18 protein-coding genes are annotated in these 20,830 nt (G+C 73.1%); 6 read left to right on the top strand and 12 right to left on the bottom strand.

Annotated elements, in window-relative coordinates; genetic code table 11:
* Window positions 1-56 precede the first annotated feature (56 nt).
* Window positions 57-1,082 carry a WxL protein peptidoglycan domain-containing protein gene (locus IG05_RS0121645; protein ID WP_037814393.1) on the top strand — a complete coding sequence of 342 codons (1,026 nt, stop codon included), beginning with the start codon at window positions 57-59 and terminating at the stop codon, window positions 1,080-1,082.
* Here the strand turns inward: IG05_RS0121645 and IG05_RS0121640 are convergent.
* Together IG05_RS0121640 and IG05_RS0121635 are read right to left on the bottom strand one after the other, a co-directional pair.
* The gene (locus tag IG05_RS0121640) at window positions 976-1,314 is read right to left on the bottom strand and encodes a P-II family nitrogen regulator (protein WP_030344948.1); all 339 of its coding nucleotides are present in this window, start codon (window positions 1,312-1,314) and stop codon (window positions 976-978) included. The genes IG05_RS0121645 and IG05_RS0121640 overlap by 107 nt on opposite strands.
* A complete protein-coding gene (locus tag IG05_RS0121635) occupies window positions 1,311-2,621 on the bottom strand; it encodes an ammonium transporter (protein ID WP_030344947.1) in 1,311 nt (436 codons plus the stop codon). Before IG05_RS0121635 ends, IG05_RS0121640 begins: the two co-directional genes overlap by 4 nt.
* Window positions 2,622-2,796: 175 nt before the next feature.
* On the opposite strand from IG05_RS0121635, the gene era reads away from it, so the two are divergent.
* Entirely contained in the window at window positions 2,797-3,750 is a 954-nt protein-coding gene (era, locus tag IG05_RS0121630; RefSeq protein WP_030344945.1) for a GTPase Era, read from the top strand.
* Window positions 3,751-4,156: 406 nt separating this feature from the next.
* On the opposite strand, the gene IG05_RS0121625 is transcribed toward era, so the two are convergent.
* Window positions 4,157-5,011 carry a helix-turn-helix transcriptional regulator gene (locus IG05_RS0121625; RefSeq protein WP_030344943.1) on the bottom strand — a complete coding sequence of 285 codons (855 nt, stop codon included), beginning with the start codon at window positions 5,009-5,011 and terminating at the stop codon, window positions 4,157-4,159.
* 144 nt (window positions 5,012-5,155) lie between these two features.
* On the opposite strand from IG05_RS0121625, the gene IG05_RS0121620 reads away from it, so the two are divergent.
* Entirely contained in the window at window positions 5,156-6,004 is an 849-nt protein-coding gene (locus IG05_RS0121620) for an NAD-dependent epimerase/dehydratase family protein (RefSeq protein WP_030344942.1), read from the top strand.
* A 3-nt stretch (window positions 6,005-6,007) separates the two neighbouring features.
* Here the strand turns inward: IG05_RS0121620 and IG05_RS0121615 are convergent, their stop codons facing one another.
* From IG05_RS0121615 to IG05_RS0121600, 4 genes are read right to left on the bottom strand one after another with little or no spacing between them, the layout of a single operon-like run.
* Window positions 6,008-7,264, bottom strand: a complete 1,257-nt coding sequence (locus IG05_RS0121615) for an MFS transporter (protein ID WP_030344940.1) — start codon at window positions 7,262-7,264, stop codon at window positions 6,008-6,010.
* Window positions 7,261-8,574 carry a GH1 family beta-glucosidase gene (locus IG05_RS0121610; protein WP_030344938.1) on the bottom strand — a complete coding sequence of 438 codons (1,314 nt, stop codon included), beginning with the start codon at window positions 8,572-8,574 and terminating at the stop codon, window positions 7,261-7,263. Before IG05_RS0121610 ends, IG05_RS0121615 begins: the two co-directional genes overlap by 4 nt.
* Window positions 8,575-8,631: 57 nt before the next feature.
* The gene (locus tag IG05_RS0121605) at window positions 8,632-8,898 is read right to left on the bottom strand and encodes a protealysin inhibitor emfourin (protein ID WP_030344936.1); all 267 of its coding nucleotides are present in this window, start codon (window positions 8,896-8,898) and stop codon (window positions 8,632-8,634) included.
* 21 nt (window positions 8,899-8,919) lie between these two features.
* Window positions 8,920-9,990, bottom strand: a complete 1,071-nt coding sequence (locus IG05_RS0121600) for a M4 family metallopeptidase (protein ID WP_030344935.1) — start codon at window positions 9,988-9,990, stop codon at window positions 8,920-8,922.
* A gap of 341 nt (window positions 9,991-10,331) precedes the next feature.
* Here IG05_RS0121600 and leuA point away from each other — a divergent pair, with 341 nt between their 5' ends.
* The 3 genes from leuA to IG05_RS0121585 all read left to right on the top strand — a co-directional run bounded on the left by leuA (window position 10,332) and on the right by IG05_RS0121585 (window position 14,296).
* The gene (leuA, locus tag IG05_RS0121595) at window positions 10,332-12,053 is read left to right on the top strand and encodes a 2-isopropylmalate synthase (protein ID WP_030344932.1); all 1,722 of its coding nucleotides are present in this window, start codon (window positions 10,332-10,334) and stop codon (window positions 12,051-12,053) included.
* Between the two features lie 275 nt (window positions 12,054-12,328).
* Window positions 12,329-13,024 carry a TerB family tellurite resistance protein gene (locus tag IG05_RS0121590; protein WP_030344930.1) on the top strand — a complete coding sequence of 232 codons (696 nt, stop codon included), beginning with the start codon at window positions 12,329-12,331 and terminating at the stop codon, window positions 13,022-13,024.
* Between the two features lie 51 nt (window positions 13,025-13,075).
* Window positions 13,076-14,296, top strand: coding sequence for a sialidase family protein (locus IG05_RS0121585; protein WP_030344928.1), 1,221 nt, complete (start codon window positions 13,076-13,078; stop codon window positions 14,294-14,296).
* 48 nt (window positions 14,297-14,344) lie between these two features.
* On the opposite strand, the gene IG05_RS0121580 is transcribed toward IG05_RS0121585, so the two are convergent.
* From IG05_RS0121580 to IG05_RS0121560, 5 genes are read right to left on the bottom strand one after another with little or no spacing between them, the layout of a single operon-like run.
* On the bottom strand, window positions 14,345-15,286 hold the full coding sequence (locus tag IG05_RS0121580; protein ID WP_030344926.1) for a dihydrodipicolinate synthase family protein: 942 nt from the start codon (window positions 15,284-15,286) through the stop codon (window positions 14,345-14,347).
* Complete coding sequence (locus IG05_RS0121575) at window positions 15,287-16,291, bottom strand: oligopeptide/dipeptide ABC transporter ATP-binding protein (protein ID WP_030344925.1); 1,005 nt, start codon at window positions 16,289-16,291, stop codon at window positions 15,287-15,289.
* Window positions 16,288-18,264 carry a dipeptide/oligopeptide/nickel ABC transporter permease/ATP-binding protein gene (locus IG05_RS0121570; RefSeq protein WP_030344924.1) on the bottom strand — a complete coding sequence of 659 codons (1,977 nt, stop codon included), beginning with the start codon at window positions 18,262-18,264 and terminating at the stop codon, window positions 16,288-16,290. Before IG05_RS0121570 ends, IG05_RS0121575 begins: the two co-directional genes overlap by 4 nt.
* Window positions 18,264-19,220, bottom strand: coding sequence for an ABC transporter permease (locus IG05_RS0121565; protein ID WP_030344923.1), 957 nt, complete (start codon window positions 19,218-19,220; stop codon window positions 18,264-18,266). Before IG05_RS0121565 ends, IG05_RS0121570 begins: the two co-directional genes overlap by 1 nt.
* 4 nt (window positions 19,221-19,224) lie before the next feature.
* On the bottom strand, window positions 19,225-20,814 hold the full coding sequence (locus IG05_RS0121560; protein WP_051790119.1) for an ABC transporter substrate-binding protein: 1,590 nt from the start codon (window positions 20,812-20,814) through the stop codon (window positions 19,225-19,227).
* Window positions 20,815-20,830 lie beyond the last annotated feature (16 nt).

Genomic DNA, 20,830 nt, shown 5'->3' with positions numbered 1-20,830 from the left:
ACGGGCGTCCGCACCCGCCCGTTGCCCTGTCCCTCGTCCGTAGGGGGTCCGCACCCATGCGCAAGCCGCACGCCCTCCTCCTGAGCCTGCTCTGCCTCCTCGGCCCGCTCGGTCTGCCGGCGGGCCCGGCGCACGCCGCCGACAACGGCAGCTGGTCCGTCTACCCGGTCGCCACGGAGATCGCCGCGCGGCCCTACTTCATCCTCACCGCCGAACGCGGCCAGACCCTCACCGACGAGGTCGCCGTACGGAACCGGACCAGCCGGCCGCTCACCTTCCGGCTGTACGCGGCCGACGCCTACAACACCGCTCGGGACGGCGGTTTCGCCGTGCGCACCGCCGGGGAACGCATGCACGGGGTCGGCGCCTGGGCCAGAGTCGCCAGGTCCCGCATCACCGTGCCGGGGCACCGGACCGTCACCGTGCCCTTCACGCTCCGGGTGCCCGGGAGCGCCGGACCCGGCGACCACCCCGGCGCCATCGTCGCGCTCGACGAGCGGACCGCCCCGGGCGGCGGCAGGCTGGCCCTCGGTGTCCGGCGGGCCGTCGGCGCCCGCGTCTACCTCCGGGTCGGCGGACCCGCACTGCCCGCGCTCGCCGTCGAGCACCTGCGGATCGGCCACCACCAGCCGCTGGTCCCGGGCCTCGGCGACAGCACCGCCACCGTCTCCTACACGCTGCGCAACACCGGGAACGTCACGCTCAGCCCCAAGGTGGAGCTGAAGGCGCGCGGACTGTTCGGCCGTACGCTGCTCGACCGGGAGCTGACCGGGGTGCCCGCCGAACTGCTGCCGGGGCAGCGGGTGCGGCTCACCGAGACCTGGCACGGGGCGCCCCAGCTCGACCGGGCGGACGTGACGCTCACCGCGCGCGCCCAGGACACCCGGGAGACGGCGAGCGCCGGCTTCCTCGCGCTGCCCTGGCTGGTGGTGACGCTGGTGTTCGCCGCCGGCGTGCTGACCGGGGCGCTGCTGGTCAGAGCGCGTCGGGTCCGCGCTCGCCGGTCCGCACCCGGACGACCGTCTCCACGGGCACGGACCACACCTTCCCGTCCCCGATCTTCCCCGTCTGCGCGGCCCTGACGATCGCGTCGATCACGTCGTCGGCGACCGCGTCCTCCACCACGACCTCGATGCGCACCTTCGGCACCAGGTCGACCCGGTACTCGGCCCCCCGGTACACCTCGGTGTGGCCGCGCTGCCGGCCGTAGCCGCTGGCCTCGGTCACGGTCAGACCGTGCACCCCCAGCTCCTGCAGGGCGGTCTTGACCTCGTCCAGACGGTACGGCTTGACGATCGCGGTGATGAGCTTCATGCCTGGGACTTGACCTTCTGGGCGGAGGAGAGGACGGACGAGCTGACCGGGGCGCCGTGGCCCAGGACGCCGTGATCGTATGCGGTCTCGGCGTGCACCGTAAGGTCCAGGCCGGTGTACTCCTGCTCCTCGCTCGCCCGCAGGCCCAGCACCTTGTCGAGCAGCTTGCCGAGACCGTACGTCACCGTGAAGGCGTACCCGGCCACGACCACCACGGCCAGCAGCTGCCGGCCGAGCGGGGCGAGCCCGCCGCCGTAGAAGAGGCCTTCCGCGCCGCCGGTCATCGCCCTCTCGGCGAACAGGCCGATCAGCAGGGTGCCGATGATTCCGCCGACCAGGTGGACGCCGACGACGTCCAGGGAGTCGTCGTAGTTCAGCTTGAACTTCCAGCCGACGGCGTAACTGCACACGACACCGGCGGCGAGGCCCACCACGAGGGCGCCGAGCAGGGAGACCGTGCCGCAGGACGGGGTGATCGCGACCAGCCCGGCCACCGCGCCGGAGGCCGCGCCCAGGGTGGTCGGATGGCCGTCGCGCTTCTGTTCCACGAAGAGCCAGCCGAGCAGGCCGGTGCAGCCGGCGGCGAGCGTGTTGAGGAACGCGGCGGCGGCGAGACCGTTCGCGCCGAGCGCGGAGCCGGCGTTGAAGCCGAACCAGCCGAACCAGAGCAGACCGGCGCCGAGGACCACCATGGGCAGGTTGTGCGGGCGCATGGAGTCCTTCTTGAAGCCCAGGCGGGGGCCGAGGACCAGGCAGAGCGCCAGTCCGGAGGCGCCGGAGGTGATCTCGACGGGCAGACCGCCCGCGAAGTCCAGGGCGCCGAGCTTGTCCAGGATCCAGCCACCCGGGCCCCACACCCAGTGGGTGACGGGAACGTATACGAGGAGCGTCCACAGCGGTACGAAGACCAGCCACGCCGAGAACTTCGTCCGGTCGGCGACCGCGCCGCTGACCAGCGCGGCCGTGATGATCGCGAAGGTCAGCTGGAAGGTGGCGAACAGGACGGTGGGGACCGTGCCGTGCACGCTGCCCGGGCCGAGCCCGCGCATCCCGGCCTGGTGGAGACCGCCGATCAGCCCGCCGCCGATGTCGTCCCCGAAGGCGAGGGAGTAGCCGGCCGCCAGCCAGACGACCGTGACCAGGGCGATCGACACGAAGCTCATCATCAGCATGTTGAGGACGCTCTTGGTGCGGACCATGCCGCCGTAGAACAGGGCGAGGCCCGGGGTCATCAGCAGCACGAGGGCGGTCGCGGCGAGCAGCCAGGCGGTGTCGCCGGTGTTCACGTGGGCGGCGGCGAGGGTCACGGGCGTCTCCAACGGTGTGGGGGCTGCGTCAGAGGGTCACCGGTGTCCGTTTCCGGTCGCGTACAGGTGTGTTTCCGTGACGTTTCGTTGCGGGCGGGTTTCCGGAAACTCACCGGGAGGGGCGGCGGACCGGGGCGGTACGGCGGAGCCTCGTGGATCAGGGACAATGAACGCCATGAGCGTTCGTACCCAGTCTTCCGAGCAGCCGGCCGAGGCCGCCCACCGCGCCGGCTTCGCCTGCTTCGTGGGCCGCCCCAACGCGGGCAAGTCCACCCTCACGAACGCTCTGGTCGGGCAGAAGGTGGCGATCACCGCCAACCAGCCGCAGACGACCCGGCACACCGTGCGCGGCATCGTGCACCGGCCGGACGCCCAGCTGATCCTGGTGGACACGCCGGGGCTGCACAAGCCGCGCACGCTGCTCGGAGAGCGGCTCAACGATGTCGTGCGGACGACGTGGGCCGAGGTCGACGTGATCGGCTTCTGCCTGCCGGCGAACGAGAAGATCGGGCCCGGCGACCGCTTCATCGCCAAGGAGCTGGCCGGGATCCGTAAGTCCCCGAAGGTCGCCATCGTCACCAAGACCGACCTGGTCGACTCCAAGACCCTGGCCGAGCAGCTGATCGCGATCGACCAGCTGGGCAAGGAGCTGGGCATCGAGTGGGCGCAGATCGTCCCGGTGTCGGCGACCGCGAACAAGCAGGTCGATCTGCTGGCGGACCTGCTGATCCCGATGCTGCCCGAGGGCCCGGCGCTCTACCCCGAGGGCGACCTCACCGACGAGCCCGAGCAGGTCATGATCGCGGAGCTCATCCGCGAGGCGGCGCTGGAGGGTGTCCGCGACGAGCTGCCGCACTCCATCGCGGTGGTCGTCGAGGAGATGCTGCCGCGTGAGGACCGGCCGGCGGACAAGCCGCTGCTGGACATCCACGCCAACGTCTACATCGAGCGCCCCAGCCAGAAGGGCATCGTCATCGGCCCCAAGGGCAAGCGCCTGAAGGAGGTCGGCATCAAGTCCCGGCGCCAGATCGAGGCCCTCCTCGGAACCCCGGTCTTCCTCGACCTCCACGTGAAGGTCGCCAAGGACTGGCAACGGGACCCGAAGCAGCTGCGGCGGCTGGGGTTCTGAGACGCGGTCCTGCGGGGTGGGCCGGCCGCGCGGCGGTAGCCGCATGTCGATACGGCCTCGACCTCCACGTGGAGGTCGCCAAGGACTGGCAACGGGACCCGAAGCAGCTGCGGCGGCTGGGGTTCTGAGGCGCGGTCCTGCGGGGTGGGCCGGCCGTGCGGCGGTGGTCGCATGTCGATATGGTCTCGGCCTGCACGTGGGGGTCGCCGAGGACTGGCAACGGGACCCGAGGCAGCTGCGGCGGCTGGGGTTCTGAGACGCGGTCCTGCCGGGTGGGCCGGCCGCGCGGCGGTGGCCGCATGTCGATACGGTCTCGGCCTGCACGTGGGGGTCGCCGAGGACTGGCAACGGGACCCGAAGCAGTTGCGGCGGCGGGGGTTCTGGGGTGCGCGGGTTTCCGGGGGGCCTAGCGGGCGGTGTTCCGGGGGGTCAGGTCCTGGAGGCCCACCACCCCCAGCAGCTGGAGTCTGTCGTGTGACTCCGTGCCGGGGCGGGCCGTGTGGATGATGAGGTGGTGGTGGCTGTGGTGGCTCAGCAGGACCTCGCACTCCAGCTCCAGCAGGCCCACCACCGGATGCAGGAAACGCTTCATGCGGGGGCGGCGCAAGGACACCTCGTGCTCCTCCCAGAGCCGGGCGAACTCCTCGCTCGCCGCCCGGAGTTCGGCCGCCAGGGCGGCCGGTTCCGGGTCGTCGGGGCGGGCCGCGGCCACCGCGCGGAGGTTGGCCACGTGGTCCCGGGCGTGGGCCGGCAGGTCCTCGGCCGGGAACAGGGCGCGGGCCGTGGGGTCCAGGAAGAACCGCCGGGTCAGGTTCCGCTCGCGCGGCGGCCGGGCGGACGCGTCCCCCACCAGCGCCTTGGCCAGCGCGTTCTGCGCCAGCACCTCGCCGCAGTCCGTGACCACCTGCGCGGGTGAGTCGTACAGCCGGTCCAGGACCAGCAGCAGACCGGGCCGGACATGGCCCGAGGCCGCGTCCCGGCGCGGCGGCTCCTCGCCCACCAGGTGGAACAGGTGGTCCCGTTCGTCGTCGGTCAGGCGCAGCGCACGCCCCAGCGCCGTCAGCATCTGACGCGACGGCCGCGGACCCCGGCGCTGCTCCAGCCGGGTGTAGTAGTCGACCGACATCCCGGCCAGCGAGGCCACCTCCTCCCGGCGCAGTCCGGGCGTACGGCGGCGGGCGCCGGGCGCGAGGCCCACGTCGGACGGTTCCAGCCGGGCGCGGCCACGGCGCAGGAAGTCGGCGAGTTCGGCTCGGTTCACCCCACAAGGGTGGGGCAGCCCGGCCGGCTTATCCAGGGACTGCCGGTCCCCCGATCGGAAGGTCTCTCCCGCCGCCCCGGCCCGCGGCCGAGGCTGGGTGCACCACACGGATCCGTACGGGATCCGATCGAGAGGAGCACCACCATGCTGACCCTGGTCACCGGCGCCACCGGACAGGTGGGACGCGGTTTCGTCCCCCGGCTGCTCGCCCAGGCCCGGCCGGACGAGCAGGTCCGGGTGATCGTGCGCGACGCGTCCCGCGCCGCCGCCCTCGCCGACCGCGGCGCCGAGGTCGTCGTCGGCGACCTGCGCGACGCCGACGTCCTCGGCAAGGCGCTCGCCGGAGTGGACGCCGTCGTCAACATCGCGGCCTCCTTCCGGGGCGTGACCGACGAGGAGATGCGGGCCGTCAACCGTGACGCCGCCCTGGAACTGGGCCGGGCGGCCGCCGCCGCGGGCGTCCGCCGGTTCGTGCAGACCAGCACCATCCTGGTGTACGGCACCGGACGCGGCCGGCCGCTCGTCGAGGACGACCCGGCCGTGCCCGGCGGCCCGCTGTGGATGACGTACCCGGAGTCCAAACTGGAGGCCGAGCGCGGGCTGCTCGCCCTGGACGGGCTCGACGTCCGGATAGGCCGCCTCGCCTTCGTCTACGGCGAGGGCGACCCGCACCTGGCCAACGCCTCCCGGCAGATCGCCGGGTGGCCCGCCGCCAAGCGGGTCTTCCAGCTGGTGCACGTCGCGGACGCCGCGCAGGGCCTGCTGCGCCTGCTGTACGCCCCCGGGGCCGCCGGCCGCGCCTACAACATCGCCGACGACGCCACGGTCAGCGTCCTGGAACTGCACCAGGTGCTCGGCCTGGAACCGCCGGCGGACGGCCCCGACCCCGACCCCTGGTTCGGCATCGCCTCCACCGACCGCATCCGCCGCGAACTGGGCTACCGGCCGTACTTCCCCACCTTGTGGAGCGCCCGCGACGCCGGTGCGCTGTGAGGGTCACTCGACCCCTTTGATCCGTCCCACCAGTACCGCCCCGCCCAGTCCGATCGCCGCCGCGATCAGGTACAGGGCCCGGTAGCCGCCGAGGTGGGTGACGACCGGGGCCGCCAGGGCGGGGGCGGCGACCTGGGGGAGGGCGTTGGCCACGTTGATCACGCCGAGGTCCTTGCCCCGGTCCAGCGCCGTGGGCAGGACGTCCGTCATCAGCGCGAAGTCCACGGACGTGAAGACACCGAAGCCGACGCCCAGCACCGCCGCCGCCACCAGCGCGCCCGGCCAGGTCTGCCAGCCGGTCAGGACCGCCGTGGCGAGGGCCATCAGCACGCCCGCCCCGACCACGAACGGCTTGCGCCGGCCCACCCGGTCCGACCACACCCCGCCGGCCACGACGGTCGCCAGCAGCGTCAGGCTGTTGACGGCCGTCAGGACCAGCACGCCCCGCTCGGGGTCGGAGCGGTGCAGGCCGTCGCGCAGGTAGTACAGGAGGTACAGCAGGACCAGGGAGTTGCCGAGGTTGATCAGGAAGCGGGTCAGCCACGCCCAGCCCAGGTCGGGATACCGGCGCGGGCTGAGCCAGAACCCGGCGAGGAAGCCCCGCCAGGACCACGGCGGCCGGTCCTCCCGCGCCAGCCGCAGGTCCGCGTGGCACAGGACGTACGGCGCCACCCCCACCACGGTGACCACCGCGCACGCCGCGTACCCGGCCGCCGTCCCGCCCGCCGCCGCGGCAAGACCCGTCCCGCCGGCCACGCCCAGGATCTGCGCCGCGCCCAGCCAGCCGCCCACCACGCCCCGCCGGCCCCGCGGCACCCGGTCCGGCACCGCCGCCGTGACCGCCGCGAAGGCCGCGTTCAGCGTGAGCTGCGCCAGGCACCAGCCCGCCGCCATCGACCACACCCCGCCCGCGCCCGCGAGCAGCAGCAACGACAGCGCGCCGCCGGCCGACCCGGCCACGATCCACGGGGTACGGCGGCCCCGGCGCGCGGTCGTCCGGTCGGAGAGGGCGCCGAACAGCGGGTTCGCGACCAGCGAGACCACCGCGCCGGCGCCCGTCACCCATGCCAGCAGCGTCTCCTTCGACATCCCGGAGCCGGGCGCGAAGTCCCCCGCCTGGGCGGCGAGCAGGATCTGCAGCGGGCCGAACCAGCCCACCCAGATCGCCCCGTTGGCCAGTGCCAGCGACGCCGTCCAGCCCCGGCCGACCGGTCCGTCCGGCTCGGCGAGGGCGGCGGCCGCGGAGCGGACGGTGGTCACCCCTGCGCCCGCAGCAGTTCCCGGAACCAGTGGTAGGAGGCCTTGGGCGTGCGGTCCAACGTGGTGTAGTCGACGTGCACCAGGCCGAACCGGCGGGCGTAGCCCTCGGCCCACTCGAAGTTGTCCAGCAGGGACCACACGAAGTAGCCGCGCACGTCGACGCCGGCCTCGACCGCCCGGTGCAGGGCGCGGATGTGGCCGTCCAGGTAGGCGATGCGCGCCTGGTCGTCGACGCCCTCGTAGGAGCAGCCGTTCTCGGTGATGACGACGGGCGGGAGCCGGTCGCCGTACCGCTCGCGGAAACCGGTGAGCAGCTCCGTCAGCCCCTCGGGGACGACCGGCCAGCCGAAGTCGGTCACCGGCCGGCCCTCGATCTCCCGTACCGAGAAGGGCAGTTCGGCCGGCATCGTCAGCCCGCCGAACTCGGTCGCGGTGCCCTGCGGGGCGCCCACCCGCGTCGGGGCGTAGTAGTTCACGCCGTACCAGTCGACCGGCTCGGCGATCACCTTCAGGTCGGCCTCGACGTCCCCCGGCATCAGGTCGCCCATGCCGTCGGGATAGGTGCCCAGGATGACCGGCTCGGCGAACAGGCGGTTCAGCAGGAGGTCGTAGAAGCCGGCCGCCTCCAGGTCCGCCTGCTCCGGCGAGGCGGCCCAGGTCGGGCCGTGGGAGTTGGCGATGCCGACGTCACGGGCGCCGGCCGCGCGCAGCGCCCGTACGGCCAGTCCGTGGGCGAGCAGCTGGTGGTGAGCGACGGGGAGCGCGTCGAAGAGCAGCCGCCGGCCGGGGGCGTGGGCGCCCAGGGCGTGTCCCAGCAGGGTGTGTTCCGCCGGCTCGTTGAGGGTGATCCACTTGTGCACCCGGTCGCCCAGCCGGTCCGCGACGACCGCCACGTGGCCGGCGAACCGGGCCGCCGTGTCCCGGTCCAGCCAGTCCAGGTGCGCCGGCAGGTCCCAGTGGAAGAGGGTCGGGACGGGCCGGACGCCCGCCGCGCACAGCTCGTCCACCAGGCGGTCGTAGAAGTCCAGGCCGCCGGGGGAGTTCACCCGGGGCCAGGAGACCGAGAAGCGGTAGGCGTCCACGCCCAGGCCGGCGAGGAGGGCCACGTCCTCGGCATAGCGGTGGTAGTGGTCGCAGGCCACCGCCGCCGTGGAGCCGTCCTTCACCCGTCCGGGCTCGGCCGTGAACACGTCCCACACGGACGGCTGCCGTTCCCCGGCCGCGCCCTCGATCTGGTGGGCCGAGGTCGAGACGCCCCACAGGAAGCCGGGCGGGAACCGGGGGATCGCAGTGCCTGCGTCAGTCGCCATGGCCGGATCATCCTTACCCCCGGTAACGGAAGTCAACGCCCCGGCGTGAACCGCCCGTTACGCACCCTCCTTCAGCAGTCGCGAGACCAACTCCCTTTCGTCCTCGGTCAGTCGGGGGTCCGCCGCGTACACCGTGCGGCCGTCCACCGTGATCTCGTAGGCGAAGCCGTCCGGGACACCGGCCGGAGGCGTGCTCCGGCCGGCCGCCAGGACGCGTTCGGCCAGGGCCTGCCACTCGGGGGCGTCGGGCCGGCCCGAGGTGTCCACCTCGGCCCGGCGCTCGATGCCCGCGAAACCACCCGTGCGCAACACTCGAATCCGCATGGGTCGATGTGTAGTACGGAACTACAGCGTCCGCACCCCGACCTGTTCCCACGCCTTCTGCACGGCCTGGAGTTCGCCCCCGGCGCCGTACCGCTCCCGGGCCGCCTTCACCGTCAGGGTGGCGAAGTCGGCGAAGAGGGCGTCCTCCCTCAGTCCGCCGCCGGTGAGCACGTCGTACCAGACCTGGCCGGCCTTCTCCCAGGCGTAGCCGCCGAGGGCGGTGGCGGCCAGGTAGAAGGCGTGGTTCGGGATGCCGGAGTTGATGTGCACCCCGCCGTTGTCGCGGCCGGTGCGGACGTAGTCCGCCATCTTCGCCGGCTGCGGGTCCTTGCCGAGGACGTCGTCGTCGTAGGCCGTGCCCGGGGCCTTCATCGAGCGCAGGGCGGTGCCCGTGACGCGCGGGGCCAGCAGGCCGGCGCCGATCAGCCAGTCGGCCTCGGTGGCGGTCTGGCCGAGCGTGTACTGCTTGATCAGCGAGCCGAAGACGTCGGAGAGCGACTCGTTCAGGGCGCCGGACTGGCCGTAGTACTCCAGGTTCGCGGTGTGCTGGGTGACGCCGTGGGTCAGCTCGTGCCCGATGACGTCGACCGGGATGGTGAAGTCGAGGAAGATCTCGCCGTCGCCGTCGCCGAACACCATCTGCTCGCCGTTCCAGAAGGCGTTGTCGTAGCCCTCGCCGAAGTGCACGGTGGCGTCCAGCGGCAGGCCGCTGTCGTCGATGGAGTGCCGGCCGTACGCCGTCAGGTACAGCTCGAAGGTGGCGCCGAGGCCCGCGTAGGCGCGGTTGACCGTGGCGTCCGTGCCGGGTTCGGAGCCTTCCTCGCGGACCTTGGTGCCGGGCAGGTCCTGGGTGTGCCGGGCGTCGTAGATCGTGCGGTGCGGCTGGTCGGCGGCGGCGCCGGCGGGCGGGGCGACGGGGGTCGCGCCGATCACCGTGGTCAGGCGGCGCTTGGTGCGCTGGTAGGCGTCGTGCTCCAGGGACCGGCGGGCCGGACCGGAGAGCGCGGGGTCCTCGTTGCGGGCGAGCCTGTCGAGGACGTGCGGCGGCACGATCGTGCAGAAGACGGGCTGGGAGCCCCCGTTGGTCGTCATGCCAGGCACCATCGCACTGCGTGATGGCCGTGTCACTACCTGCCACCATGATTGGTGAAATACCGGGACAGGGAACGCGACGATCCGTGACGATGTGCTACGCCGCTATGATGCGGCGCACTTTTTGTCCCGGTTTGCCGCACGGTCCCGCATACTGGGACAGGCCCGCGCACCCGGGACGGCTCGGCTAGGCTGCGGAGCATCATGCGTTTCTGGCTGCTTCTCCTTAGCTGCCGCGGCGAGGGCCTGTAGTCGAGGCCGACCCCCTCCCCGCGGAGCTCGGCGTTGCGTCGTCGGCCGTCCACTCGGATATCCGGACATCCTGAGGAGCCCACGCCATCATGGCCAACCGCCAGCAGCCCAGCGCCCTGCCGATCCACAAGTACGGCCGCTACGAGCAGGTCGACATCCCGGACCGCACCTGGCCGGACCAGCGCGTCACCGCCGCCCCCCGCTGGCTCTCCACCGACCTGCGCGACGGTAACCAGGCACTGATCGACCCCATGTCGCCCGAGCGCAAGCGGCGCATGTTCGACCAGCTGGTGAAGATGGGCTACAAGGAGATCGAGGTCGGCTTCCCCGCCTCCGGCCAGACCGACTTCGACTTCGTGCGCTCGATCATCGAGGAAGAGGGCGCGATCCCCGAGGACGTGACGATCTCCGTCCTGACCCAGGCCCGCGAGGACCTGATCGAGCGGACCGTGGAGTCCCTCAAGGGCGCCCGGCGCGCCACCGTCCACCTGTACAACGCCACCGCCCCGGTCTTCCGCCGGGTCGTCTTCCGCGGCTCCAAGGACGACATCAAGCAGATCGCCGTCGACGGCACCCGCCTGGTGATGGAGTACGCCGAGAAGCTGCTGGGCCCCGAGACCGAATTCGGCTACCAGTACTCGCCGGAGATCTTCACCGACACCGAGCTGGACTTCGCGCTGGAGGTCTGCGAGGCGGTCATGGACGTCTGGCAGCCCGGCCCGGGCCGCGAGATCATCCTCAACCTGCCCGCCACCGTGGAGCGTTCGACGCCGTCCACGCACGCGGACCGCTTCGAGTGGATGCACCGCAACCTGACCCGCCGCGAGTACGTCTGCCTGTCCGTCCACCCGCACAACGACCGGGGTACGGCCGTCGCCGCGGCCGAGCTGGCGCTGATGGCCGGCGCCGACCGCGTCGAGGGCTGCCTGTTCGGGCAGGGCGAGCGCACCGGCAACGTCGACCTGGTCACCCTGGGCATGAACCTGTTCTCGCAGGGCGTCGACCCGCAGATCGACTTCTCCGACATCGACGAGATCCGCCGGGTGTGGGAGTACTGCAACCAGATGGAGGTCCACCCGCGCCACCCGTACGTGGGCGACCTGGTCTACACGTCCTTCTCCGGCTCCCACCAGGACGCCATCAAGAAGGGCTTCGACGCCATGGAGGCCGACGCCAAGGCCAAGGGCGTCACGGTCGACGACATCGAGTGGGCGGTGCCGTACCTGCCGATCGACCCGAAGGACGTCGGCCGCTCCTACGAGGCCGTCATCCGGGTCAACTCGCAGTCCGGCAAGGGCGGTGTCTCCTACGTCCTGAAGAACGACCACAAGCTGGAACTGCCGCGCCGGATGCAGATCGAGTTCTCCCGGCTCATCCAGGCCAAGACCGACGCCGAGGGCGGCGAGATCACGCCGAAGGAGATCTGGGCGGTCTTCCAGGACGAGTACCTGCCGAACCCGTACAATCCCTGGGGCCGCATCCAGGTGAGGACCGGCCAGTCGACCACCGACACCGACGGCGTGGACACCCTGACCGTCGAGGCCACCGTCGACGGCGAGGACACCGTCCTGACCGGCTCCGGCAACGGACCGATCTCGGCCTTCTTCGACGCCCTGCAGTCCATCGGCATCGACGTACGCCTGCTGGACTACCAGGAGCACACGATGAGCGAGGGCGCCTCCGCGCAGGCCGCCTCCTACATCGAATGCGCGATCGACGGCAAGGTCCTGTGGGGGATCGGCATCGACGCCAACACGACGCGTGCGTCGCTGAAGGCGGTCGTCTCCGCGGTGAACCGCGCGGCCCGCTAGCGCTTAGCCGGGCAGCGGACCAGGGCATCGGCCGTCGGGCGGGAACGGCGCCGTCCTGGCCGGCGCAGTTTCCCCGCGCCCCTCGGGGACGCTGTCCCGCCCGGCGTCCACAGGTCCCCGCCCGCCGCACACCGGTGGGCGGGGCCCGTCTGTTTCCGGCCATCGTGCCCCTCAGGTCACGGAAAGGTCTCTTCCGGGGTACTGACTCCACCTCGGTGATGTGGCTAACATCACGCCAGCGCGGCGATGTGGCCGTGCGGTTACGGAGGTGCGACGTGCTGCCAGTACGGGGACGAGACGGCCGTGCCGCCAGGGCTGCGCGCATCCTGCGCACCCGCACCGCCTGGACACCCGTCGGGGACGGCGAGTTCTTCTGCCCCGGCTGCGGCGGCGACCGCAACTACCAGCGGCTCACCGGACGGCGCCGGCTCACCCTGCTCGGCGTGCCCGTGCTGCCGCGCGGGGCGGCCGGACCCGTGGTGGAGTGCGCCGCCTGCGGACACCACTTCGGCACCGAGGTGCTGGACCACCCCACCACCCGCCGCTTCTCCGCGATGCTCCGCGACGCCGTGCACACCGTCGCCCTCGCCGTGCTCGCCGCGGGCGGCACCGGCTCCCGTACGGCCCTGGAGACGGCCGCCGCGACGGTCCGCGCGGCCGGCTTCGCCGACTGCACCGAGGACCGGCTGGCCGCCCTGGTCGAGGCCCTCGCCGCCGACACCGGCCGGTACTTCGAGCAGCCGTGCGGGGCCGGGCTGACCATAGAGCTGCACGAGGCCCTGGACCCGCTGACCCCGCACCTGGCCCCGGCCGGCCGCGAGTCCCTGCTCCTCCAGGGCGCCCGCATCGCCCTCGCCGACGGCCCCTACACCCCCGCCGAACGCGACGCCCTCACCACCGTCGGCGCGGCCCTCGCCATCTGTTCCGACGACGTGACCCGCCTGCTGGCCGCCGCCCGGACCCCCTCCTGACTCACCCGGACGGAGTAAGACCGCCCCGGCCGACCGGGGGAGCATCAGGGAGTGACCCCGCGCAGCCGCTCCCTCCTCACCTGCCTGGCCCTCCTCACCTCGCTCACCGCCCGGACACCCGCGCACGCCGCGCCCGGCGGCTGCGCCTCCTCCGTGCCGTACACCGCCGGGCAGGGCGGCTACGCCGTCTACCGCATCCCGGCCGTGGTCAGGAGCCGGCAGGGCACCGTCCTGGCCTTCGCCGAGGGCCGCCGGTCCGGGCCCGCCGACAGCGGCGACATCGACGTCGTCCTGCGCCGCTCCACCGACGGCGGCTGCACCTGGGGGCCGCTCACCGTGGTGGCCGCCGGGCAGGGGCGCACCCGGGGCAACCCGGCGCCCGTCGTCGACCCGCGCACCGGCGTGATCGTCCTGGTGACCTGCGCGAACAGCGGGACCGTGACCGAGGCGCAGATCATGCGCGGCGAGGCCGGACCGGGACCGGCCCGCCGGGTCTTCGTGCAGCGCAGCGAGGACGACGGCCGGCACTTCACCGCCCCGCGGGACATCACCGCCCAGGTGTGGCGGCCGGGCTGGCGCTGGTACGCCACCGGACCCGGCCACGCGCTCGCGCTCACCCGGGGCCGGTGGGCCGGCCGCCTCCTCGTCCCCGCCGACCACTCCGCCGCCCCGCCCGCCGGCTCCCACGACACCGGCCAGGAGGCCGGGTACTACGGCGGCCACGCCCTCTACAGCGACGACCTCGGCCGCACCTGGCGGCTGGGCTTCGTGGACGACACCTACGACGGCCGCACCAACACCAACGAGACCGGGGCCGCCCAGCTCCCCGACGGCCGCGTCTACTTCAGCGCCCGCGACCAGAACGGCACCGACCCCGGCAACCGGCTCGACGCCTCCTCCCGCGACGGCGGCCGCACCCTGGAGCGCCCCTTCACCGTCCAGCCCGCCCTGAACGCCGTCCCCGTGGTCCAGGGCAGCGTCCTGGCGGCCGGCGGCCCGGGCACGCCCCTGCTGTTCTCCGCGCCCTCCGTGCCGGACGCCCGCCGCGCCCTGGCCCTGTGGGCCGGCTCGGACACCGGCCGCGCCTTCACCCGGCTCCACGTCCTTGCGGACCGCCCGGCCGCCTACTCCGACCTGGTCCAGCTCGCCCCCGGCACGATCGGCGTCCTCTACGAGACCGGCGTCCACGGCCCCTACGAGTCGCTGGAGTTCCGCCGGCTCCGCCTGCCGCGGGTGTCACAGCAGGGGACGGCCGTCTCGTCACGACCGTGACCGCCCGCCGCGTTCGACGAGGAGGCGCCGCCGGCAGCCGGTACGTCCTCAGTGCCGGTCCGCGCCGGGGCCCAGCAGGCCGGCCGCCGCCAGGAACTTGCCGACCTGCTCGACCTCCGCGCCGGACAGCGGCACCTGCGGCTCGGCGGTCACCGGGCAGTCGATGATCCCGCGCAGGTGCAGCGCCGCCTTGAACGCGCCCAGCGCCGCCGAGCTGCCGCCCATCCGCGCCGGATCGCCGACGCGGACCATCCCGAACAGGGCGCACAGCCGCTCCTGTTCGGCCCGCGCGCCCTCCTGGTCGCCGGCCCGGCACCGGCGGTAGAGGCGGACGTACCCGTGCGGGTCGACGTTGGCCAGGCCCGGCACCGCCCCGTCGGCGCCCAGCGTCAGCGCCGCGTCGGCGATCAGCTCCGAGCCGGTCAGCACGCTGAACCCGGGGAGCGCCCGGGCCCCCGCGACGATCTCCCGGAAGGCCGCCAGGTCCCCGCTGGAGTCCTTGAGCCCGGCCAGCACGCCGTCCCCGGCGAGCCCCAGCACCACGTCGGCGGGGAGCTTGGTGTGCACGGCGACGGGGATGTCGTAGGCGATCACCGGGACCGGGCTCGCGGCGGCGATCCGGCGGTAGTGGTGGACGATCTCCGAGGGGTGGGTGCGGGCGTAGAACGGGGCGGTGACGACGACGGCCTGCGCGCCGGCCGCGGTGACCGCCGCGACATGGTCCAGCACCCGGGGCGTCGTCATGTCGATGGCGCCCGCGAGGACGGGCAGCCGGCCGCCCACGTGCGCGGTGACGGCCGCCACCACCCGCCGGCGCTGCGCGTCGGTGAGGAAGGCCGCCTCCGAGGTCGAGCCGAGCAGGAACAGCCCGTGCACCCCGGCCTCCACCAGGAAGTCCACCAGGCGCAGCAGCGACGGCTCGTCCACCTCCCGCTCCGGCGTCAGGGGCGTGCAGACGGGCGGTACGACACCGGTGAGCGGGAAGGTCATTCAGGGCTCCTGGCGCGCTAGGTCTCGGGTCGGCATGTCCTCCTGGACAGGATGGTGGCACCGGAAGCGGTGTCCGGGCCGTGACGCGGCCGAGAACTCCGGCATCGAGGCGGCGCAGACCGCGTCGGCCTTCCAGCAGCGGGTGCGGAACGGGCAGCCGCTCGGCGGGCGGGTCGCCGAGGGCACCGGACCGGTCAGCGGGATCGGGTCGACGGGGTCCAGCAGTCCGGGCGTCGCCGAGAACAGGGCGCGGGTGTACGGGTGCCGGGCGGCGTCGGTGACCCGGCCGGCCGGGGCCTCCTCCACGATCCGGCCCAGGTACATGGTGATCACCCGGTCGCTCATCCGCCGTACCGTCTGGATGTCGTGCGAGACGAACACCATGGCCAGCCCGAGGCGTTCCCTCAGGTCCAGCAGGAGGTTCAGGACCTGCGCGCGGACCGACACGTCCAGCGCGCTGGTCGGCTCGTCGGCGACGACCAGCGCCGGTTCCAGGGCGAGCGCGCGGGCGATCGCGACGCGCTGGCGCTGGCCGCCGGACAGCTGCCCCGGCAGGGCGTCGGCGAGCGCCCGCGGCAGGCCCACCAGTGCCATCAACTCCCGGACCCGGTCCTCCCGTTCGGCTCGGGTGCCGCGCCGGTGGACGTCCAGCGGATCGCGCAGGATGCGGCGGACCGGCAGCCGGCGGTTCAGCGCGGTCGACGGATCCTGGAAGATCATGCCGGTGCCCGCGCCGACCGTGGCCCGGCGCTCGGCGGCCGGCATCGCCCACAGCTCCCGGCCCCCGAACGACACCGTCCCGCTCACCGGCCGCTCGATGCCCACCAGCACCTTCGCCAGCGTCGACTTCCCGCACCCCGACTCGCCGACCACGCCGACCGTCTCACCGGGCGCCACGGACAGATCGGCGCCGGTCAGGGCGTACACCCGGTCCCGCCGGAACAGGCCGCCGGTGCGCGCCCGGTGGACGACGTGCGCGTCCCGTACCTCCACGACAGCGGTCACTGCAGGGCCTCCTCGCTCTCCGCCGAGGTCAGTGCCACCGCCGGATGGTGGCAGGCGGCCGTGTGCACCGGGGTGCCCGCGAGGACCGGGGCGGTCGTGCGGCACACCTCGGTGGCGAGCGGGCAGCGGTCGGCGAACCGGCAGCCCGCCGGGAAGCCGGCGGGGGACGGTACGACCCCCTCGATCTGGGTCATGCGCCGCGCGGCCGACTCCAGCGAGAGCACGCTGCCCAGCAGCCCGCGCGTGTAGTGGTGGGCCGGTGCCGCCACCAGGTCGGCGGTCACCCCGGTCTCCACGATCTGCCCGCCGTACATCACCACCACCCGGTCGGTGACGTCGGCGACCAGCGCCAGGTCGTGCGAGACCAGGACCAGCGCGAAACCCAGCTCCGCGCGCAGCCGGAGCAGCAGCTCCACCACCTGCGCCTGCACGGTGACGTCCAGGGCGGTGGTCGGCTCGTCGGCGACGATCAGCTTCGGGTCCCGGGAGAGCGCCATGGCGATGAGCACGCGCTGGCGCTGTCCGCCGGACAGCTCGTGCGGATAGCTGCGCAGGGTGCGGTCGGGATCCAGGCCGACCAGCTCCATCAGCTCGCGCGGACCGCGCCTGCCGCCGCGCCGGACCAGCTGTTTCAGCTGGGCCCGGACGGTCATCGCCGGGTTCAGCGAGGACAGCGCGTCCTGGTAGATCATGGCCATCTCGTGGCCGAGCAGCCGCCGCCGCACCCGCATCGGCTCGGCCAGCAGCTCCCGTTGCCGGAACCGCACCTGCCCGCTGATCCGGGCGCCCCTCGGCTGGAGCCCCATGACCGTGAGGGCGGTCAGCGACTTGCCGCAGCCCGATTCGCCCACCAGACCGAGCACCTCACCGGGATACACCTCGAAGCCGACCCCGGTCACGATGTCCACGCCCCGGTGCCGGTCCGGGAAGCCGATGGCGAGGTTCTCCACGGCCAGCACCGGCTGCCCGCCGGGGGCCGGACGCGGCCGGGCCCGGGAGCGCAGCCGCCGGGCGGCCTCGGCGAGGCCGGGCAGCGCGAGCACCTCGCCGGTGCCGGGCCCGGGCGGCTGCGGCCGGTCCTCCGGCGCCCGTACCTCCCGCGGGGCGGGCGCGGCCCAGGCGTCCGACACGCCCTCGGAGAGGATGTTCAGCGACAGCACGGTGAGCAGGATCAGCAGCCCCGGGAAGACGGTCGCCCACCAGCCGCCGGTCAGCACCATGTTCTTGCCGTCGGCGATGACACTGCCCCAGGACGGGTCCGGCGGCCGGACCCCCGCGCCGATGAAGGACAGCGAGGCCTCGAACACGATGGCCTCGGCGACCTGGACCGTGCAGAACACCAGCACCGGAGCGGCACAGTTGACGGCCACGTGGCGCAGCACGATGTGCGCGGTGCGGGCGCCGACCACCCGCTCGGCGGTGACGTAGTCCTCGCCGTACTGGTCCAGCACGTTGGCCCGCACCACCCGGGCCACGGGCGGGGTGAACAGGAAGGCGATCGCGCAGATCAGCACCTGGATCCCGCCGCCGAACACGGCCACCAGGACGGCGGCGAGCGCGATGCCCGGGAACGCCATCACCACGTCCAGGCAGCGCATCAGCGTCTCGTCGACGGCCTTGCGGGAGGTGGCGGCGAACGCCCCGAGGAGGGCGCCGGCGACGAGCGCGAGCCCGGTCGCGCCCAGCCCGATGGACAGCGACCAGCGGGCCCCGTACATCAGCCGGCTCAGGACGTCCCGGCCCAGGCTGTCCTGCCCCATCCAGTGCGCGGCCGACGGCGCCCCGCTCCCGCCGACCGGGTCCTGCTGGTCGAGCGGATCGTCCGGCGCCAGCACCGGCGCGAGGACGGCGACCAGGACGACCACGGCCAGGAAGCAGACGGCGGCCTTCGACGGCAGCGGCAGCCGGCGCGGGCCGCGCAGCCGGACTCCGGGCCGGGAGAGCCGTTCGGCGATGCGCGCACGCGTGACCATCAGCCCGCCCTCAAACGTGGGTTGACCAGCAGATACAGGATGTCGATGACGAGGTTGACGACGACGAACCCGGTGGCGGTGGTCAGCACGACCCCCTGCACGACGGCCGGATCACCGTTCTGCACGGCGTCGATCATCAGCTTGCCCATCCCGGGCAGCGAGAAGATCGTCTCGATGACGACCGCCCCGCCGAGGAGATAGCCGACCCGCAGCCCCAGCACGGTCAGGGGATTGACGAGCGCGTTGCGCAGGACGTTCCGCCCGACGACCACGCGCGGTGGCAGCCCGCTTCCGACGGCGGTCCGCACGTAGTCCTTGTCCAGCTCCTCCACCACCGAGGTCCGCACGATCCGGGTCAGCTGGGCGGCGACCGGCAGGGACAGCGCGACGGCGGGCAGGGCCATGGTCCGCAGCCAGCCGGTGACCGAGTCGGCCGGGTTGACGTAGCCGCCGGTCGGGAACCAGCCCCGGTCCACGGCCAGGTACTGGATCATCAGCAGTGCCAGCCAGAACCCGGGCGCGGCCACCCCGACCAGCGACACGATCCGGATGGCCTGGTCCGGCAGCCGGTCCCGGTACACCGCCGCCGTGACCCCGCCAGCCAGCGCCAGCACGACCGCGATCGCCAGCCCCAGGAAGGTCAGCTGGAGGGTGAGCGGCAGCGCGGTGGTGACCTGGTCGGCCACCGGCGCGCGGGTGAGGGCGCTGGTGCCGAGGTCGCCGCGGAGCAGGTGGCCGACGAAGTGGACGTACCGCACGGGCAGCGGGTCCAGCAGCCCGTTGCGCTCCCGGAACTCGTGCAGCTGCCGGGCGGTGGGGTTGGCGCCCTGGAAGAACGCGGACGCGGGGTCGGCGTCCGAGAACCGCATCACCAGGAACACGAACAGCACGATGCCGAGGAGCAGCGGGACGAGCAGGGCGACGCGGCGGAGCAGGATCCGTACGACGGCCGTCATGCCGTCAGATCCAGCGGGCCTGGAGCAGGTTGACGCCCGGGTACGGCTGGGGCCTTATCCCGCTGAGCCGGCGCGGGTCCCAGGCGGTCATCAGCTCGTTGTGGACGACCGGGTAGAGCACGGCCTGTTCGGCGACGACGTCGATGTAGTCCTGGATCATCGCCTTCTTCCGGGCGGGGTCCGGCTCCCGGGTCGCCCGGTCCATGTCCTTGAAGAGCCGCCTGGCGACGGGGTGGCCGGCCCACCGCGTGTACTGCATCCACAGGTTCCCGGGGCCGTAGTTGTAGTGCATGATCAGGTCGGCGTCGAGCCCGAACTGGTTCGGGTTGGAGGCCGCCGCGACCACCTGGTAGTCCTGCTTCTGGTCCAGTTTGGTGAACACGGCCGTGGTCTCCTGCGGCGCGAGGGTCGTGCGCACGCCGATGGCGTCCCAGGAGGCCTTGATGGTCGGCAGGCAGTCCACGATCCAGCTCACGTTGACCGCGAGGATGCCGACCTTGAGGCCGGTGACCCCGGCGGCCTCCAGGAGGGCCTTCGCCCGGGCGGGGTCGTAGCCGTAGACCGTCCTGGCGCGCCGGTAGCCGGGGTTGCCCTCGTCGAGGAACGAGGACGCGGGCTTCCCGTGGCCCTTCAGCGCGACCCGCACCATCTTCTCGGTGTCGATGGCGTAGTGCAGGGCCTGGCGGACGCGGACGTCGTCGAACGGCTTGTGCCGGGTGTTGAACATCAGGAAGAGGTTGTTCATCCCGGCGCCGCCGGCCACCTTCAGCCCGCCCTGCTCCAGCCGGGGGATGTTGGCGTAGGGGATGTTGTCGGCGATCTGGGCGCCCGCGCCGGTGCCGGAGATCTTCGCGACGCGCGCGGCCGCGTCCACGATGGTCAGCCAGTTCATCGTCCGGAAGGCCGGTCTGCGCGGGCCGTTGTAGCCGGCGAACGCCTCGAAGGTCGTGTTCGACTTCGGGTGGTGCGCGGTCTGCCGGTACGGCCCCGAGCCCACGGCCAGTCCCTTGACCGCGTCGTCCCAGGCGCCGGGCCGGGAGAACACGTGACGTGGCATGACCTTGGCGAGGGTGAGCCGGGCGAGGCCGTCCGGGAAGGGGAACCCGAGCCTGAGTTCGACGGTCCGGGAGTCGGTCTTGCGTACCGATTCCAGCCAGGAGGCGAAGAAGCCCTTGGCGAGGGTCTGGGTGCCCGGGTCGAGGATCCGGTCGAAGACGAACACCACGTCGTCGGCGGTCACCGGCTTGCCGTCGTGGAAGGTGGCGCCCGGGCGGAGCGTGAACCGCCAGGTGGTGGCGGAGGGGTCGCGGGGCACGGCGGTGGCGAGCGCGGGGTACGGCGCCCGGGTGATCGGGTCGGTGTCCAGCAGCCCCTCGTAGATGTGGTGGTTGGCTGCCATCGCGAACGCCGACGCGGTCTGTGTCGGGTCCCAGCTGCCGTCGTTGCCGTACCCGATCACGGCGGTCAGCGTCCGGTCCTTCCCCCGGCCGCCGCCACCGGTCTCGTTCGTCGACTCCGGCCCGGCGGAGCAGCCGGCCAGCACCGCCCCGACGCCGAGTGCGCCGGCACCGGCGAGCACGGAACGGCGGGGCAGGGCGGGGGGGTTGGGG

This window comes from Streptomyces sp. NRRL S-1022, from assembly GCF_000720135.1.
In the GTDB taxonomy this organism is placed as follows: Bacteria; Actinomycetota; Actinomycetes; order Streptomycetales; family Streptomycetaceae; genus Streptomyces.
The sequence above is the reverse complement of the archived record's forward strand: the minus strand, read 5'-3'. Positions and strand labels throughout refer to the sequence as shown.